This is a genomic window from Dietzia psychralcaliphila (genome assembly GCF_003096095.1).
Taxonomy (GTDB): domain Bacteria; phylum Actinomycetota; class Actinomycetes; order Mycobacteriales; family Mycobacteriaceae; genus Dietzia; species Dietzia psychralcaliphila.
Map to the genome: position 1 here is coordinate 429081 of NZ_CP015453.1, position 16515 is coordinate 445595.

Annotated in this window: 14 protein-coding genes; 1 reads left to right on the forward strand and 13 read right to left on the reverse strand. The window is 70.6% G+C overall.

All coding sequences use genetic code 11. The features are described from left to right. The first annotated feature begins 29 nt into the window (after nucleotides 1-29). Entirely contained in the window at nucleotides 30-383 is a 354-nt protein-coding gene (locus tag A6048_RS01860) for a 4a-hydroxytetrahydrobiopterin dehydratase (RefSeq protein ID WP_107747974.1), read from the forward strand. An 81-nt stretch (nucleotides 384-464) separates the two neighbouring features. On the opposite strand, the gene nuoN is transcribed toward A6048_RS01860, so the two are convergent. From nuoN to A6048_RS01930, 13 genes are all read right to left on the reverse strand, one after another. After that, complete coding sequence (gene nuoN / locus A6048_RS01865; protein ID WP_107747975.1) at nucleotides 465-2099, reverse strand: NADH-quinone oxidoreductase subunit NuoN; 1635 nt, start codon at nucleotides 2097-2099, stop codon at nucleotides 465-467. Further along, nucleotides 2096-3691 (reverse strand): NADH-quinone oxidoreductase subunit M, encoded by a 1596-nt coding sequence (locus A6048_RS01870; RefSeq protein ID WP_107747976.1) that lies wholly within the window; start codon nucleotides 3689-3691, stop codon nucleotides 2096-2098. Before A6048_RS01870 ends, nuoN begins: the two co-directional genes overlap by 4 nt. Further along, entirely contained in the window at nucleotides 3688-5607 is a 1920-nt protein-coding gene (gene nuoL, locus A6048_RS01875) for an NADH-quinone oxidoreductase subunit L (protein WP_107747977.1), read from the reverse strand. Before nuoL ends, A6048_RS01870 begins: the two co-directional genes overlap by 4 nt. Nucleotides 5608-5617: 10 nt before the next feature. Further along, nucleotides 5618-5917 (reverse strand): NADH-quinone oxidoreductase subunit NuoK, encoded by a 300-nt coding sequence (gene nuoK, locus A6048_RS01880; protein ID WP_107747978.1) that lies wholly within the window; start codon nucleotides 5915-5917, stop codon nucleotides 5618-5620. After that, entirely contained in the window at nucleotides 5914-6720 is an 807-nt protein-coding gene (locus A6048_RS01885) for an NADH-quinone oxidoreductase subunit J (protein WP_107747979.1), read from the reverse strand. The genes nuoK and A6048_RS01885 overlap by 4 nt, the downstream gene beginning before the upstream one ends. Further along, on the reverse strand, nucleotides 6720-7310 hold the full coding sequence (gene nuoI / locus A6048_RS01890; protein ID WP_107747980.1) for an NADH-quinone oxidoreductase subunit NuoI: 591 nt from the start codon (nucleotides 7308-7310) through the stop codon (nucleotides 6720-6722). Before nuoI ends, A6048_RS01885 begins: the two co-directional genes overlap by 1 nt. 1 nt (nucleotide 7311) lies before the next feature. Then, entirely contained in the window at nucleotides 7312-8748 is a 1437-nt protein-coding gene (nuoH, locus tag A6048_RS01895) for an NADH-quinone oxidoreductase subunit NuoH (protein WP_107747981.1), read from the reverse strand. Further along, nucleotides 8745-11390 carry an NADH-quinone oxidoreductase subunit G gene (locus tag A6048_RS01900; RefSeq protein ID WP_107748101.1) on the reverse strand — a complete coding sequence of 882 codons (2646 nt, stop codon included), beginning with the start codon at nucleotides 11388-11390 and terminating at the stop codon, nucleotides 8745-8747. The genes nuoH and A6048_RS01900 overlap by 4 nt, the downstream gene beginning before the upstream one ends. Nucleotides 11391-11563: 173 nt before the next feature. After that, the gene (gene nuoF / locus A6048_RS01910; RefSeq protein ID WP_107747982.1) at nucleotides 11564-12910 is read right to left on the reverse strand and encodes an NADH-quinone oxidoreductase subunit NuoF; all 1347 of its coding nucleotides are present in this window, start codon (nucleotides 12908-12910) and stop codon (nucleotides 11564-11566) included. Nucleotide 12911: 1 nt separating this feature from the next. Then, nucleotides 12912-13790 carry an NADH-quinone oxidoreductase subunit NuoE gene (gene nuoE, locus A6048_RS01915; protein ID WP_107747983.1) on the reverse strand — a complete coding sequence of 293 codons (879 nt, stop codon included), beginning with the start codon at nucleotides 13788-13790 and terminating at the stop codon, nucleotides 12912-12914. Continuing rightward, nucleotides 13787-15121 (reverse strand): NADH dehydrogenase (quinone) subunit D, encoded by a 1335-nt coding sequence (nuoD, locus tag A6048_RS01920; protein ID WP_107747984.1) that lies wholly within the window; start codon nucleotides 15119-15121, stop codon nucleotides 13787-13789. Before nuoD ends, nuoE begins: the two co-directional genes overlap by 4 nt. Beyond that, a complete protein-coding gene (locus A6048_RS01925) occupies nucleotides 15121-15939 on the reverse strand; it encodes an NADH-quinone oxidoreductase subunit C (RefSeq protein WP_107747985.1) in 819 nt (272 codons plus the stop codon). Before A6048_RS01925 ends, nuoD begins: the two co-directional genes overlap by 1 nt. Next, nucleotides 15936-16490, reverse strand: coding sequence for a NuoB/complex I 20 kDa subunit family protein (locus tag A6048_RS01930; protein ID WP_107747986.1), 555 nt, complete (start codon nucleotides 16488-16490; stop codon nucleotides 15936-15938). Before A6048_RS01930 ends, A6048_RS01925 begins: the two co-directional genes overlap by 4 nt. Between the last annotated feature and the right edge of the window lie 25 nt (nucleotides 16491-16515).

The following is a 16515-nucleotide window of genomic DNA, read 5'->3' on the forward strand; positions in this document are numbered from 1 at the left end:
GCGCGGCGAGAGGTGCCAGACTGGACGGCATGAGCGCAGACGCCGACAACGCACGCCCCGACGCCGACGAGCGGACCCGCCTGACCGAGGAGCAGATCGCCGAGGGCCTGGCAGACCTGCCCGGCTGGGCGTTCTCCGAGGGGTCGCTGACCTACACCGCGGTGTGCGAGTCGCCGCAGGCAGCGATCAACCTGGTCTCCGCGATCGGCCAGGCCGCCAACTCTCAGGACCACCACCCGGATCTGCTGTGGAGCTACGACGAGGTGACCCTGGACCTGCGCAGCCACGACGTCGACGGGGTGACCAAGCGGGACCTCCGGTTGGCGCGGTCGGTCTCGGCGCTGTCCGGGGAGTTCGACGCCACCCCGCTCGGGATGGACTGACCTACCCCATCGAGAAGAGCGTTCCGCACACTTGCTCTCGGCAGATGCGGGCGGAACGCTCTTCTCGACGAGGACTGAGGCTCACCAGGCGAACGTGGAGGCGGCCTCTGCGAGATCGAGCAGCGGCTGCGGGGCGATTCCCAGTACGACGGTCACGACCGCCGCAACGCCGACCACGGCCAGCGTGACCGGCTGCCGGGCGAACGCGACGGCAGAGCCCCCGGCATCCGCGCCCCCGGAGCCTGAGCCACCGGAGCCCGCGCCCCCGGAGCCTGAGCCACCCACGCCCGACCCACCCACGCTTGAGCCCCCGGCATCCGCGTCCCGGAAGAACATCACCACGATCACACGCACGTAGAACGAGGCCGCGATCGCGCTGGTGAGTACGCCGATCAGCACCAGGGCTACCGCGCCCCCGGCCACGGCCGCCGAGAAGACGGCGAACTTGACGATGAACCCGCTGGTTAGCGGGATTCCCGCGAGGGCGAGAAGGAGCACCGCGAATGCGCCAGCCACCAGCGGCTGGCGCCGACCCAGCCCGGACCAGGCCCTCAGGTCGCTGATCTCGGCGCCGTCCGCGTCCCGGACCAGCCCCGCCACCGCGAACACGCCCACCGTGCTGACGGCGTACGCCGCGAGGTAGAACAGCATCGCCGTGAGCCCTGCGGTCGGGGACCCCATCATGCCGGTCAGCAGGAACCCGGCGTGGGCGACGGACGAGTAGGCCAACATGCGCTTGACGTCGTTCTGCGCGACGCCCACGACCGTGCCGACGATCATCGTCAGCGCCGCGATCACCCACAGCACGGGAACCCATTCCGCCTCGAGGCCGGGAACGGCTGTGTAGAAGAACCGCAGGATCGCGCCGAACGCGGCGACCTTGGTGCCGGCGGCCATGAATGCGGTGATCGAGGTGGGCGCGCCCTGGTAGACGTCGGGCGTCCAGGTGTGGAACGGAACGGCGCCGACCTTGAACAGCAGGCCCACCGACATCATGGCGATGCCGATGAGGATCAACGAACTGCGGCCGTCGGCAGCCACGGCCCGGTCGATCCCGCGGAAGTCCACGGTCCCGGCATAGCCGTACACCAGCGCGATGCCGTAGACGAAGAACGCGGACGAGAACGCGCCCAGGAGGAAGTACTTGACCGCGGCCTCCTGCGAGAGCAGTCGCCGTCGGCGGGCCATCCCGCACAGGACGTACAGCGGCAGGGAGAGCACCTCGAGCGCGATGAACAGCGTGATCAGGTCGTTGGCCGCGGGGAACAGTAGGAGGCCGCCGGTGGCGAACAGCGCGAGTGGGAACACCTCGGTCTGTGTGAATCCGGCGCGCTCGGCGTCGCGTTCGCCCGAACCTCCGGGGGCCACGGCGGCCTGGGGTGCGAAGCCCGCGAGCACCTTTCTCCGGGAGGCGGAGGGGATGACGGTGCGCTCGCCGATCAGCAGCCCGGCGCCGATGGCCACGATCACCGTGACTCCCTGCAGGAACAGCGCCGGCCCGTCGACCGCGACCGACCCCTCGGCCGTGACGATGCGTGTCCCGGCCAGCAGTACCACCGAGACGAGTGCGGCGGCGAGCCCTCCCAGGTAGACGACCATCTGTGTGCCGTAGCGGTACCGGGCGGGCACGAACGCCTCCACCAGCACGCTGATGATCCCCGCGCCGAACACCACGAGCAGTGGCGCGAGCGATCCGTACGCGATGTCCGGGGTCATCGGGCTCCTCCCACCAGTGCGACGGTGTGGGCGACCGCCGGTTCGATCACGTCCAACGCAGGCTGCGGATAGAGGCCCAGCGCGATCAGCGCCACCACCAGCGGGATCACCACCACGAGTTCCCGGGCGCCGAGATCCGGCGTCCCCGCCAACCCGGGCGCCACCGGCCCGCCCATCACCCGCTGGTAGGTCCACAGGATGTAGATCGCCGCCAGGACGAACGTGCTCGTGGCGAGCACAGCGGCCACGGGGTAGGGGCCGAAGGTGCCGACGAACACGAGGAACTCGCTGACGAACGGGGCCAGCCCGGGCAGTGAGAGGGTGGCCAGGCCGGCGATGAGGAACGTTCCGGCCAGCACGGGCGCGACCTGCTGAACGCCGCCGTAGTAGCCGATCTCCCGTATGCGGTGCCGGCGTACGAGAAACCCTGCCACCAGGAACAGCGCGGCCGTGGCGACGCCGTGGTTGACCATGTAGAGCGCCGAGCCGGCGGCGGACTGCTCAGTCCTGGCGAAGATCCCCAGGACGATGAACCCGAAGTGGGAGATGGAGGCGTAGGCGATCAAGCGGAGCAGGTCGGTCTGGGCGATGGCCATGACGCCGCCGTAGACGATGCTGATCACCGCCAGCGTGATGAGCACCGGCGCCGCCGTGGCGGCGGCGTCCGGGAACAGCGGCAGGCTGTAGCGCAGCATCGCGAACGTGCCGACCTTGTCCACCACGGCCATCATCAGGACCGCGGAGGCGGGCGTGGCGGCAACGGCCGCGCCGGGCAGCCAGGTGTGGAACGGCCACAGCGGGGCCTTGATCGCGAAGGCCAGGGTGAAGGCGGCGAACATCAGCAACGCCGCGCCGGGCGGGATCTCGAGCCGGCCGTCGGCCACGGCCGCGGTGATGAGCCGGTAGTCGAACGTCCCCGCCCCGATCGATCCGTCGTCGGGCCCGATTCCCGCGTGGGCGGTGAGCACGTACAACCCGATCACCGCGACGAGCATCACCAGCCCACCGAGCAGGTTGTAGATGAGGAACCGCACCGCAGCGGCGGCCCTGTCGCTGCCGCCGAAGCCGCCGATGAGGAAGTACAGCGGGATGAGCATGGCCTCGAACGCGACGTAGAACAGCAATACGTCCAGGCTGGTGAACGCCACCAGCGCCAACCCCTGCGTGGCCAGCATCAGCGCCGGATAGGTCTGCGCGCGGCGGCTGTGAGGACCGCGGTCGGCGGCGCCCGCCTCCCGTGCGTGAGCATTCGTCGGGCTGTCGGACGCGGGGACGTCGTGCCACCCGGCCAGCAGGAGCAGCGGCATGAGGGCGGCCGTGAGCAGCACCAACACCAGCGCGATCCCGTCGAGCCCGAGCGAGTAGGTGGCGCCGAAGGCGGGGATCCACGGGCGGGACTCGACGAACTGGTGGGTGGCGCCACCGGGGTCGAAGCCGACCGCGAGCGCGATCGCCACACCCAGCACGACCAGCGAGGTGGCCAGGGCGAGGGGCCTCGCCGCGCGGCGCGCGCCGGACGGCAGGACGACGACGACGAGGGCGCCGATCAGGGGCGTGAGCCACAGCGCGGAGAGCAGACCGAGGCCGTTCACAGCACACCTCCGGCCGCCATGGCGGCGATGATCAGGGCCGCGCCGATGAGCATGTACAGCGCGTAGGACCGGGTGAGTCCGGATTGCAGGAGTCGGCCGCGGGCGGACAGGAACCCGATCGTCGCGGCGACCCCGCCCGTCGCGCCGCCCACCACCCTGCGGTCGACCACCGCGGTGCCCGCGACCAGGGCCTGCCCCGGCCGCATCAGTGCGCCCTCGTTGACGGCGTCGGCGTACAGGTCGCGGCGGGCGGCGCGGGTGAGCGCGGAGACCTCCGACGGGGCCTGCTCCGGGATGGCAGCGCGACCGTACTGCCGCACCGCGACCGCGATCCCGGCGGTAACGACGATCAGCGAGGCGGTGGTGACCAGCCACACCGGCACCACGTGCTCGGCACTGTGGTCGCCGACGACCGGGGCCAACCAGTCCTGCAGCCTCCCGCCGATCGCGAGGAATGCTCCGGAGACCACCGACCCCACCGCGACGAGGAACATCGGCGCCGTCATGGACACCGGCGACTCGTGGGGGTGGGCTCCCTCGTGCCACCGCCGCCGCCCGAAGAACGTCAGGATCATCACGCGGGTCATGTAGAAGGCGGTCAGGCCGGTTCCGAGCAGCGCCACCGCGCCGAGCAGGTATCCCGCCGCTCCGCCGCCGCCCACGTCGAACGCTGCGGAGATGATGCCCTCCTTGGAGTAGAAGCCGGAGAACGGTGGGACGCCGATGATCGCGAGGTAGCCGAGTCCGAAGGTGACAAAGGTGACCGGCATGACCGCGCGCAGGGCGCCGTAGCGGCGCATGTCGACCTCGTCGTCCATCCCGTGCATCACCGAACCCGCCCCGAGGAACAGCCCGGCCTTGAAGAAGCCGTGGGTGAGCAGGTGCATGATCGCCAGCGCATACCCGGCGGGGCCGAACCCGGCGGCCATGACCATGTATCCCACCTGGCTCATGGTGGAGGCGGCGAGGACCTTCTTGATGTCGTCCTTCGCGCAGCCGATCACCGCGCCGAACAGCAGCGTCACCGCGCCCACGGCGATCACGGCCGTCCGCGCCGCCGGCGCCGCGTCGAAGATCGGGTTGGCCCGGGTGATGAGGTAGACGCCCGCCGTGACCATGGTGGCCGCGTGGATCAGCGCCGAGACCGGGGTGGGGCCCTCCATGGCGTCGCCGAGCCACGACTGCAGCGGGACCTGGGCGGACTTGGCGCAGGCGCCCAGCAGCAACAGCAGTCCGAGTGCGGTGACCAGGCCGGTGCTGACCCCGGGCGCGGCACCGTCGTCGGCGCCGCTGAGGGCGGCGAAGACCCCGTCGAAGGACAGGGTGCCCAGCTGCGTGACCATCACCATCAGGGCCACGGCGAGCCCGATGTCCCCGACGCGGTTGACCAGGAACGCCTTCTTTGCCGCGGTGGCCGCGGACGGCTTGTGCTGCCAGAACCCGATGAGCAGGTAGGAGACCAGGCCCACGCCCTCCCACCCCAGGTAGAGGACCAGGAAGTCGTCCGCCATCACCAGCAGCAGCATCGCGGCCAGGAACAGGTTGAGGTAGGCGAAGAACTTCCGTCGCGCGGGGTCGGCGGCCATGTACCCGGTCGAGTACACGTGGATGAGCAGGCCGACGCCGGTCACCAGCAGCACGAACACCATGGAGAGCTGGTCCAGTCGCAGGCCCAGGTCCACGTGGAGTTCGCCCACCGAGATCCAGGTGAACAGCGTCTGTTGCAGGGTCCGGTCGGAGGCCTCGCGGCCGGCCATGGCGGCGAACTGCCAGGCGGCCACGCAGAACGCGGCGACGGCGGTGGCGCAGCCAAGCAGGTGTCCCCACGGGTCGCTGCGGCGGCCCAGGATGAGCAGGAGGGCGGCGCCGAGCAGCGGCAGACCGGGGATCAGCCAGAGCGTCACGTCAGGAGTCATCCGCGCGTCCTCAATACCTGAGCAGACTGGCGTCGTCGATCGAGGCCGACCTGCGGGAACGGTAGATGGTCATGATGATCGCGAGACCGATCACGACCTCGGCCGCGGCCACGACCATGACGAAGAACGCGAACACGTGCCCGCCCACGTCGCCGTGCATCCGCGCGAAGGTCACCAGGGCGAGATTGGTGGCGTTGAGCATGAGCTCGATGCACATGAACACCACGATCGCGTTGCGCCGCAGCAGGAACCCGGCCGCACCGATGGTGAACAGCACGGCCGAGAGGTAGAGGTAGTACTCGGGGTTCACGAGCGTCCCCCCTCGCCGGATCCTGCCGAGCCGGCGGTCTTCTCCGCGCCTCCGGATCCCGACGCGTCGCCGGACTCCAGCTGCCCGCCGTTGCCGTGGCGGCGCAGGACCTCGCTCACCGAGTCGGTGGAGTCCGAGCCGTCGGGCAGCCGGGCGGGCATGTCCGCGGAGTTGCGCCGCGCGTAGACACCGGGGCTGGGCAGTGGCGTCACGCGGGCGTCGCCGTCGTGCTGCCAGTCCAGGAAGCGCTGCTCGGACATCTCGCGTTGGGTCCGGCGCCCGGAGAACCGTTCGCGGTGGGCCAGCACCATCGCGCCGAGGGTCGCGATGATGAGCAGCACCCCGGTGAGCTCGAACGCCCACACGTAGCGGGTGAACAGCAGGTCGGCCAGGGCGGGTACCTCGTTGTGGTCGGGGCCGAAGCCCGTGAACGGGGGCAGCTCCGCCCGGGCCAGTCCGGTCGCCAGGAGGACCCCGAAGCCGAGTCCGGCGACGATCGCCGCCACGCGGTGACCACGGATCCGTTCCACCAGGGACTCCGAGGACTCCACGCCGATGAGCATCACCACGAACAGGAACAGCATCATCACCGCGCCGGTGTAGACGACGATCTGCCCGACGCCCAGGAACACCGCACCCTGGGCGATGTACAGCACGGCCAGGCCGACCATCGTCATGGCCAGGCACAGGGCCGAGTAGACCGCCTTCTTCGCGGAGACCACCCCGAGCGCGCCGACGACGACGATGGTGGCGACCACCCAGAACAGGATCGACTCCCCGGTGGACACAAGCTCAGTGGCCATCAGGACTCCTCCCCGTGGTGGGGCGTGACCCGGGTCGGCGGGGCTGCCTCGCCCGGCGCGGCCCCGTGGGATTCACTCTGCGCCGCGCGGAGGACATCGCCGCGGTAGTAGTCGGCGTGCGTCGTCCCCGGGGCCATGGCGTGCGGGGCGGGGACCATCCCGTCGAGCATCGGTCCCAGCAGGTCCTGCTTCTCGTAGATGAGTCCGGCGCGGTCGTCGCCGACCATCTCGTACTCGTTGGTCATGGTGAGCGCGCGGGTCGGGCAGGCCTCCACGCAGAGCCCGCAGCCGATGCAGCGCAGGTAGTTGATCTGGTAGATCCGCCCGTAGCGTTCGCCGGGCGAGTAGCGCTCGTCCTCGGTGTTGTCGTCACCCTCCACGAAGATCGCGTCGGCCGGGCACGCCCACGCGCACAACTCGCACCCGATGCACTTCTCCAGGCCGTCGGCATAGCGGTTGAGCTGGTGGCGGCCGTGGTAGCGGGGAGCGGTGGGGACCTTCTCCTCCGGGTACTGCTCGGTGTGCTTCTTGCGGAACATCGTCGCGAACGTCACCCCGAACCCGGCGATCGGTTCGAGGAATCTCGGCACCCTAGGCATTGCGGGCCTCCTCCGATGCGGAGCGCTGGTGTGATTCCGTGCGCTGGTGGGGCAGCGGTGGGACGGGGAACCCGCCCGCCACCGGGTTGAAGGGCGCGGCGTCGAGGGCTGCAACGGGTGAACCGGGAGCGGCGGCGCTGCCGTGGTGCCGCCGAGCACTGCCGTGGCGAGCGCTGCCGTGGCGAGCGCTGCCGTGGCGAGCGCTGCCGTGGCGAGCGCTGCCGTGGCGGGAGCGGGCACCGATCCGGGTGCGGAGTGCCACCACGATCACGGCCGCGGTGATCACGCCCACGGTCACGAGCGCGATGGTCAGTCCGTCGTACCCGGCGTTCGAGAACGCACGGATGGTCGCGACGGCCATCACCCACGCCAGGGAGACGGGGATGAGCACCTTCCAACCGAAGCCCATGAACTGGTCGTAGCGCAGCCTCGGCAGGGTGGCGCGCAGCCAGATGAACAGGAACATGAAGCCCCACACCTTGATCACGAACCACAGCAGCGCCCACCATCCGGAGTCCGCGCCGTCGAACAGCGAGAACGGGAGCGGGGCCTGCCAGCCGCCGAGGAACAGGGTGGCCGCCAGCGCCGACACGGTGGTCATGTTGACGTACTCGGCCAGCATGAACATGGCGAAGCGCAGCGAGGAGTACTCGGTGTGGAACCCGCCCACCAGCTCGCCCTCGGCCTCGGGCAGGTCGAAGGGGGCGCGGTTGGTCTCGCCGACCATGGAGATCACGTAGATGAGGAACGAGGGCGCCAGCAGGAACACGAACCAGACTTCGGACTGCGCGGCGACGATCCCCGAGGTCGACATGGTGCCGGCGAACAGGAACACGCCCACGAAGGACAGCGCCATCGCGATCTCATAGCTGATCACCTGCGCCGTGGACCGGAGTCCGCCGAGCAGGGGGTAGGTGGAGCCGGACGACCAGCCGGCCAGCACGATCCCGTACACGCCGATCGAGGTGACGGCCAGGATGTAGAGCACTCCCACGTGGAGGTCGGTGAGTTGCAACGGCGTCCAGTGCCCGAAGATCGAGACCTCGGGGCCGAACGGGATCACGGCGAACGCCATGAACGCCGGGATCACCGCGATGACCGGTGCGAGCAGGAAGATGGGCTTGTCCACCCCGGCGGGGATCAGTCCCTCCTTGAGGGCGATCTTGACGCCGTCGGCCAGGCTCTGCAGCATCCCCAGCGGCCCCACCCGGTTGGGTCCCACGCGCATCTGCATCCAGGCGATGACCTTGCGCTCGAGGTAGATCGCGGCAAGCACCGTCACCACCAGGAACACGAAGACCGCGAGCACCTTGATCAGCACCAGCCACCACGGGTCGGTGCCGAAGGCGGACAGATCCGTGTACCCGGCCGCGATCGGGGTCGTGGCAATGGGGGTCGTGGCGACCGGTGCCGCTGCGATCGGCGTCATGACGTGACCTCCCCGGCGCCGATCCCGCCGGTGTCGCCTGCGCCGATCCCGACGATGTCCCCGGCGGCCGCGGCGAGCGTGGCGTTGACGGGCGAGCCGGGTGAGTTCTGCGGAAGCCACACCACACGATCGGGCATCTCGGTGACCGCGCAGGGCAGGGTGATCGACCCGCGCCCCGTGGAGACGGTCAGGGGTTCTCCGTCCTCGGCACCGACCTCCTGCGCGGTGGCCCGGGAGAGCCTGGCGACGGGGGTGCGGGCAGTCCCGGCCAGGTGCGGTTCGCCGTCCTGCATCCGCCCCGAGTCCAGCAACATCCGCCACGTGGCCAGAACGGCCTGCCCGGCGTCGAGCTCGGAGATCCGATTCCGGCCCGTGGGAGCTGACCGCGTCGTCGTCGTGGTCTTGTCCTGTTCCTCGCGCGCCCCCACTTCCTCGCGCGCCCCCACTTCGTCGCGCGCCCCCACTTCGTCGCGCGTCCCCTCGTCCGACCCGAGTGCCTCGGCCACGAGTGCGAGCTCGCGGCGCACGGATTCGACGTCGGTGAGGCCGAACCAAACCCCCATCTCCTCGGCGAGGGCGTTGAGGACACGGTGGTCGGGGAGCGCGTCGCTGCGGGTCAGCGCGGCGGCGAAGGGTCGCTCGCGGCCCTCCCAGGTGAGGAAGGTGCCGGCCTTCTCGGCTGCTGGGGCTATCGGCAGGACCACGTCGGCGCGGTCGGTGATCTCGCTGCGGCGCAGCTCGATGCTCACCACGAACCCGGCGGCATCGATCGCCTCCAGGGCGGCCCGGGGGTCGGGCAGGTCGGCGGCCTCGACACCACCCACCAGCAGCGCGGTCAGTTCTCCCGAGGCGACCGCGCGGAGTTGATCGTCGGTGGACCGGCCGGGAGAATCTGGCAGCGGCTCCGAGCGCCACAGTTCGGCGAGTGCGCGGCGCGCGCCCTCGTCGGTGACGGGTCGACCCCCGGGCAGCAGGCCGGGCAGGCAACCCGCCTCGAGGGCCCCGCGCTCACCGGCGCGACGCGGGATCCACGCCAGGCGCGCCCCGGTGGCATCGGCGAGTGCGGCCGCCGCCGACAGCCCCCCGGGGACCGCGCCCAGTCGCTCGCCGACCAGGATCACGGCCCCGGGAGCGCGCAGGAGTGCGGATAGGTCGGACAGGTCGGGCAGGGGGGACAGGGTCTCGGCCGCCGCGTGGGTTCCGCTCTCCGCTCCACCCTCCACACCGCCCTCGGCACTCCCGCCGGCCTCCCGGGCCAGCGCGGCGAGGACCTCCGGCTCGGCACCCGGCACCGTGGGCACGAGCGTGGCGGCGGTCTTTCGGACGGCGGGCGAGGCGAACGGGGCCACCGAGAAGACCCGCACCCCGCGGTCGCGCGCCGCCCTGCGCAGGCGGAGGAAGACGATCGGCGACTCCTCCTCGGGGTCGAAGCCCACGAGCAGTACGACCGGCGCGGTCTCGAGATCCGCGTAGGTGACCGCCTCGGCGTCACCGGGGCGGCGGTCGACCACGCGCCGCGCGAGGAACCCCGCCTCCTCGGGGGACTGGTGGCGCGCGCGGAAGTCCACGTCGTCGGTCCCCAGGACCGCGCGGGCGAACTTGGCGTAGGCGTATGCGTCCTCGCGGGTCAGGCGCCCGCCGGCCAGGACGCCGGTGCGACCGCGTGCGGCGGACAACCCGGCGGCCGCGGTGGCGAGAGCAGTGCTCCACGGGACCGGTACCAGGCCACCGTCCAGGCCGCGGATCATCGGGGTGGTCAGGCGATCGGGCTGCGTGGCGTAGGCGAACGCCCACCGGCCCTTGTCGCAGTTCCACTCCTCGTTGACGGCCGGGTCGTCCCCGGCCAGCCGACGCAGCACCTTCCCGCGGCGGTGGTCGGTGCGCTGCCCACAGCCACTGGCGCAGTGTTCGCAGACACCGGGGCTCGAGACCAGGTCGAACGGGCGCGCCCGGAAGCGGTACGCCGCACCGGTGAGCGCCCCGACCGGACAGATCTGGACGGTGTTGCCGGAGAAGTACGACTCGAACGGCTCGTTCCCGTAGACGCCCACCTGCTGCTGGGAGCCGCGTTCCATCAGGTCGATGAACGGGTCGCCCGCGACCTGGTCCGAGAACCGGGTGCACCGGGCGCACATCACGCACCGCTCGCGGTCGAGCAGGACCTGCGACGAGATCGCGATCGGCTTGGGGAACGTGCGCTTGACCTCGGTGAACCGGGAGCGGCCGTGGCTGCTGGAGAGCGCCTGGTTCTGGAGAGGGCACTCGCCGCCCTTGTCGCAGACCGGGCAGTCCAGCGGGTGGTTGATCAGCAGGAGCTCCATGACCCCGCGCTGGGCCTTGTCCGCGATCTCGGAGGTGAACTGGGTGCGCACCACCATGTCCTCGGTGACCGGGGTGGTGCAGGAGGTCACCGGCTTGGGCGCGCCCTCGACCTCCACGATGCACTGGCGGCACGCGCCGGCCGGCTCGAGCAGCGGGTGATCGCAGAACCGCGGGATCTGCACCCCGATGCGCTCGGCGGCGCGGATCACCAGCGTGCCCGCGGGAACGGAGACCCGGTGGCCGTCGACGGTCAGGGTGACCAGCTCCTCGGCCTGGCCGGGCGTCAGATCAGCGGCGGTGTCGTCGGCGCGCGGGGTGATCTTGTTGTCCACGGGGTCACCTGTGTCATGGCCCGCTGTGTCGGCGCCCGCTGCGTCGGCTCCCGGTGTGCCGGCGCCCGCTGCGTCGGCTCCCGGTGTGCCGGCGTCGGCTGTGTCGGCTCCCGCGGGGTCGTTCGCGCGGTCGGGTGTGTCGGGTGTGGCGCGTCCGGTGGTCATCGGGCCACCTCCTCGGTCCGGGCGAAGACAGTGGAGCGGCTGTGGTCGAAGGGACAGCCGTCGGGGATGTGGGCCAGGTACTCGTCGCGGAAGAGTGCGATGGAGGAGATGATCGGGGTGCCGGCGGCGTCACCGAGCGCGCAGAACGACTTGCCGACGATGTTGTCCGAGATGTCGAGCAACCGCTCCAGGTCGTCCTCCGTGGCGGTGCCGTCCTCGAGCCGGCGCATGATCTGCACCAGCCAGAAGGTGCCCTCGCGGCACGGGGTGCACTTGCCGCAGGACTCGTGGGCGTAGAACTCCGACCAGCGCAGCACTGCCCGCACCACGCACGTTGTGTCGTCGAAGATCTGCAGCGCCTTGGTCCCGAGCATGCTGCCCGCGGCCGCGGTCCCCTCGTAGTCCAGCGGCATGTCCAGCTGGGCGTCGGTGAGGATCGGGGTGGACGAGCCGCCGGGGGTCCAGAACTTGAGGGTGTGACCCTCCCGGATTCCGCCGGCCTGCTCCAGCAGCTCGCGCAGGGTGATCCCGAGCGGCGCCTCGTACTGTCCGGGCCGGGTGACGTGGCCGGACAGTGAGTACAGCGTGAAGCCGGGGGACTTCTCCGACCCCATCGAGCGGAACCACTCGGGGCCGTGTTGGAGGATCGACGGCACGCTCGCGATGGACTCCACGTTGTTGACCACGGTGGGACAGGCGTAGAGGCCCGCGACGGCGGGGAACGGCGGTCGCAACCGGGGTTGCCCGCGCCGGCCCTCGAGCGAATCGAGGAGCGCGGTCTCCTCGCCGCAGATGTAGGCTCCGGCCCCCGCGTGGACCACGATGTCCAGATCGAACCCGCTGCCCAGGATGTCCCGACCCAGGTATCCGGCCTCGTACGCCTCGGCGACCGCGGTCTGCAGTCGGCGCAGTACCGGGACCACCTCGCCGCGGAGGTAGATGAACGCGTGGGAGGCGCGGATGGCGTACGCCGCGATCACCATGCCCTCGATCAACACGTGGGGCGTGGCCAGCATGAGGGGCATGTCCTTGCAGGTGCCGGGTTCTGACTCGTCGGCGTTGACCACCAGGTAGTGGGGCTTGGCGGCGGGGTCGGAGGCCTCCGGATCCTCCTGGGCGTCGGGGCCGGGGGCCTGTGGGATGAAGCCCCACTTGCGGCCGGTGGGGAAGCCCGCCCCGCCGCGGCCCCGCAGACCCGCGTCGAGCACGGTGGAGATCACCTCGTCCGGGCCGGTGGCCAGGGCGTTCCGCAGGCCCACGTAGCCGTCGTTGGCCAGGTAGGTCTCGAGCGTCCAACTCTCCGGGGCGTCCCAGTAGCGGCTGAGGTACGGCGCGAGCGGCATGTCAGGCCTCCTCGTCAGAGCGTGCGGAGGGCTGGGTCTCGGGCGCGGCGGTCGCGGGCGCTGTGGTTTCGGGCACGGCGGTTTCTGGCGCTGTGGTTTCTGGCGCTGTGGATTCGGGCGCGGTGACCTCGGAGTCGAAGGTCGGGGCCGGGGCGGGCGCCTGCATCCCGCCCTCCCGCGCGGCGCGGAGGCCGGCCAGGGTGGGCCCGCCCGGCGGGCCGTCGTTGGCGCCGGGACGCGTGTCGGGAAAGCCGGCGAGAATGCGGGCGGTCTCACGGAAGGTGCACATCGGGGCGCCGCGGCTGGGGGTGACGGGCCGCCCGGACCGCAGGTCGTCGACCACCCGCCGGGCTGAGGCCGGGGTCTGGTCGTCGAAGAACTCCCAGTTCACCATCACCACCGGGGCGTAGTCGCAGGCGGCGTTGCACTCGATGTGCTCGAGGGTCACCCGGCCGTCGTCCGTCGTGCCGGAGCCGTCGAGGTCAAGGTGCTCGGCGAGGGACGCGAAGATCTCGTCGCCGCCCATCACCGCGCAAAGCGTGTTGGTACACACTCCCACCAGGTAGTCGCCCGTCGGCGTGCGCCGGTACATGGAGTAGAACGTGGCCACTCCCATTACCTCGGCGGCGGTCAGGTCGAGGACCTGCGCACAGAACTCGATGCCCGCCGGGGTGATGTGACCGTCCTCTGCCTGCACGAGGTGCAGTAGCGGCAGCAGCGCCGACCTGTCCTGCGGGTAGCGGGCCACCATCTCGCCGGCATCGGTGGCCAACCGCTCCCGGACCTCATCCGGGTAGGCCTGCCGCGCGCCCGGGCGGACGATCGCCCCCGGTTCGTCGGGCTTCTGACCGAACTCCAGGAAGACCGGTTCGCTGCTCATCGGTCCACACCCCCCATCACCGGGTCGATGCTGGCGACCGCGGCGATCACGTCGGCGAGCATCCCGCCCTCGCACATCGCGGCCACCGCCTGCAGGTTGGTGAACGACGGGTCGCGGTAGTGGACCCGGTACGGGCGGGTGCCGCCGTCCGAGACCATGTGCACCCCCAACTCGCCGCGGGGCGACTCGACCGGCACGTACACCTGTCCCGGGGGCACGGGGAATCCTTCGGTGACCAGCTTGAAGTGATGGATCAGAGCTTCCATCGAGCTGTCCATGATGTGGCGGACGTGCTCGGCGGAGTTGCCCAGACCGTCGGGCCCCACTTTGAGCTGGGCGGGCCACGCGATCTTGGGGTCGTCGACCATCACCGGGCCGGGTTCGAGCCGGTCCAGGCACTGCTCGACGATCTTCAGTGACTCCTTCATCTCGTCCACCCGGACGACGAACCGGTCGTAGCAGTCACTACCCGACCCGGTGACCACGTCGAACTCGTAGGTCTCGTATCCGCAGTACGGATCGGTGCGGCGCACGTCGTGGGGCAGCCCGCTGGCCCTCAGTACCGGGCCGGTCACCCCGAGGGCCATGCAGCCGGTGAGGTCGAGGTATCCGATGCCCTCGAGCCGCATCTTCCAGATGGGATTCTGGCGCAGCAGAAGTTCCATCTCACGGATGCGTCCGGGCATCACCTCGAGCAGCTCGCGAACCTTGGGCACGGCCTCGTCGGGCAGGTCCTGGACCACCCCGCCGGGCCGGACGTAGGCGTGGTTCATCCGCAGGCCGGTGATCATCTCGAAGACGTCCAGGACCAGTTCCCGATCCCGGAATCCGAACAGCATCGGGGTGCTGGCGCCGAGTTCCAGGGCGCCGGTGGCCAGCGCGACCATGTGCGAGGAGATCCGGTTGAGCTCCATGAGCATCACCCGGATCACCGACGCCCGCTCCGGGATCTGATCGGTGATCCCCAGCAGCCGCTCCACCCCGAGGCAGTAGGCGACCTCGTTGAAGAACGGCGAGAGATAGTCCATCCGGGTGACGAACGTGACGCCCTGGGTCCAGTAGCGGAACTCGAGGTTCTTCTCGATGCCGGTGTGCAGGTAGCCGATCCCGCAGCTCGCCCGGGTGACGGTCTCGCCCTCGATCTCGAGGATGAGCCGCAGCACCCCGTGAGTGGACGGGTGCTGGGGGCCCATATTGACGACGATGCGGTCGTCGTCGGCGTTCCGTGCCGCGTCGCTGATCGCGTCCCAGTCCTGACCGGAGGCGGTGAGGACGGTGTCCGAGTCTGTTCGGTCGGAGCGGCCGCGGGACGAGGAGGTGTGGTCGGCCATCAGCTGTAGGCCCTCCGCTGGTCCGGGGGCGGGATGGTGGCGCCCTTGTACTGAACGGGGATCCCGCCGAGCGGGTAGTCCTTGCGCTGCGGGTGGCCCTCCCAGTCGTCCGGCATCTGGATCCGGGTGAGCGAGGGGTGTCCGTCGAAGAGGACGCCGAAGAAGTCGTAGGTCTCGCGCTCGTGCCAGTCGGTGGTCGGGTAGACTCTGGTCAGGGAGGGGATGTGCGGGTCGGAATCGGGCGCCGACACCTCCAGCAGCAGCCGGCGGTTGTGGGTGATCGACTGGAGCGGATAGACCACGTGGAGCTCGTGGCCCGCGGCGTCGGGGTAGTGGACCCCGCTCGCCCCGAGTGACATCTCGAAGCGCAGGGCCGGGTCGTCGCGCAGGGTCAGGGCGACGAGCGGCAGGTGCCGGCGCCGGATGTGCAGGGTCAGCTGCCCTCCGTGGACGACGACCTTCTCCACCGCGTCGTCGAAGGTCGGCCCGCCCCGCGATGCCAGGGCCGCGGTGAGCGAGGTGACCAGCTCGTCGTCGTCACCCCCGTCGGGCGGCCGGGTACCGCCCGGCATGTCGGTGGGGCGGACCAGACCGCCGAAGCCGGAGGTGTCCCCGGAGCCCCGGACCCCGAACATGCCGTGGCGGACCCCTACGGTGTCCGTGTCCACCGTGTCCACCGTGTCCACCGTGTCCACCGTGTCCGCGGTGTCACCTGGGCGCGGTTCGACCGTGTCCGGGGCCGCGGAGTCGTGCGCACCGGGGGTCGCGGGTCGGTCGTCGGCGTCGCGGGGCTCAGGCCGATCAGGGCGGTCCGTCATCGGAACATCCCCTCGACCGGGATGAGCGGGCGCTGGTCCAGGGCAGCCTGCTCCGCCGCGCGGATGGCCTCGGCCCGGTTGGCGCCGAGGGGCATGTGCTGGATCTTGTCGTGCAGGGTGATGATCGCGTGCATGAGCATCTCGGGCCGGGGAGGGCATCCGGGCAGGTAGATGTCCACGGGTACGACGTGGTCGACGCCCTGGACAATCGCGTAGTTGTTGAACATCCCGCCCGAGGACGCGCAGACGCCCATCGCAAGCACCCACTTGGGCTCGGCCATCTGGTCGTACACCTGGCGCAGGACCGGGGCCATCTTCTGACTGACCCGGCCGGCGACGATCATCAGATCAGCCTGGCGGGGGGAGGCCCGGAACACCTCGGTCCCGAACCGGGCCAGGTCGTAACGTCCACCGCTGGTGGCCATCATCTCGATGGCACAGCACGCCAGGCCGAAGGTCGCGGGCCAGAGCGAGCCCTTGCGCATGTATCCCGCGAGTTGCTCGACCGTGGTCAGCAGGAACCCGCTCGGCAGCTTCTCTTCCAGTCCCATGGCTGTCTCCTCCTCTCGATCCCGG